The sequence below is a fragment of the Paraburkholderia sp. BR10141 genome, assembly GCF_056155635.1.
The window spans coordinates 1-1,353 of record NZ_JBMIQH010000116.1 but is presented as its reverse complement, the minus strand read 5'-3'; the positions used below and the strand labels follow the sequence as shown (position 1 = coordinate 1,353).

1 protein-coding gene is annotated in these 1,353 nt (G+C 65.6%); it reads right to left on the bottom strand.

The window, feature by feature from the left end; all coding sequences use genetic code 11:
• Positions 1 to 1,353 (bottom strand): dihydrolipoyl dehydrogenase (gene lpdA / locus ACOJB8_RS41055; protein ID WP_475017966.1); only part of this gene is annotated, 1,353 nt, incomplete at both ends.

The window sequence follows — 1,353 nt, the reverse complement described above, 5'->3', positions numbered from 1 at the left end:
TCGTACAGCTCGGCGGCCATGCCGATCGACTCGCCCAGCGTCGGGTGCGGGTGAATCGTCTTGCCGATGTCGGTCGCATCCGCGCCCATTTCCACCGCGAGGCAGACTTCGCTGATGAGGTCGCCCGCGTTCAGGCCGACGATGCCGCCGCCGATCACGCGATGCGTCTCTTCGTCGAAGATCAGCTTCGTGAAGCCCTCGTCGCGGCCGTTGGCGATCGCGCGGCCCGAAGCGGCCCACGGGAACACCGCCTTGCCGTACTTGATGCCTTCGGCCTTGCACTGGTCTTCGGTCTTGCCGGCCCACGCCACTTCCGGATCGGTGTAAGCCACCGAAGGAATCTGCAGCGCGTCGAAGTACGCCTTCTCGCCGTGCGCCGCTTCCGCCGCCACGTGGCCTTCATGCACGGCCTTGTGCGCGAGCATCGGCTGGCCGACCACATCCCCGATCGCGAAGATGTGCGGCACGTTGGTGCGCATCTGCTTGTCGACTTCGATGAAGCCGCGATCCGTCACCGCTACGCCAGCCTTGTCCGCGCCGATCTTCTTGCCGTTGGGCGAGCGGCCCACGGCGACCAGCACGAGGTCGTAGCGTTGCGGCTCGGCCAGCGCCTTTTCGCCCTCGAACGACACATAGATGCCGTCGTCCTTCGCCTCGGCGTTCGTGGTTTTGGTCTTGAGCATGACGTTCGCGAAGCGCTTCGCGTTGTACTTCTCCCAGACCTTCACGAGGTCGCGGTCCGCACCGGCCATCAGGCCGTCGAGCATTTCCACGACGTCGATCTGCGCGCCGAGCGTCGCGTAGACGGTGGCCATTTCCAGACCGATGATGCCGCCGCCGATCACCAGCATCTTCTGCGGAATCTGACGCAGTTCCAGCGCGCCGGTCGAATCGACCACGCGCGGATCTTCCGGCATGAACGGCAGTTTCACGGCCTGCGAACCCGCAGCGATGATCGCCTGCTTGAACTTGACGATCTTCTTGCCGTTCTCGCCCACCACTTCCATGTGGTTCGGATCGAGGAACGCGCCCACGCCCGTCACGACTTCGACCTTGCGCGCCTTCGCCATGCCGGCGAGGCCGCCCGTCAGCTTCTTGACGACGCCCGACTTGAAGTCGCGCAACTTGTCCAGGTCGATCTGCGGCTTGCCGAACGTGATGCCGTGCGAGCCGAGCGCTTCAGCTTCGTCGATCACGAGCGCCGTGTGCAGCAGCGCCTTCGACGGGATGCAGCCCACGTTCAGGCACACGCCGCCGAGCGTCGAATAACGCTCGACCAGCACGGTCTTCATGCCGAGGTCGGCGGAGCGGAACGCCGCCGAGTAGCCGCCGGGGCCCGCGCCGAGCACGAGC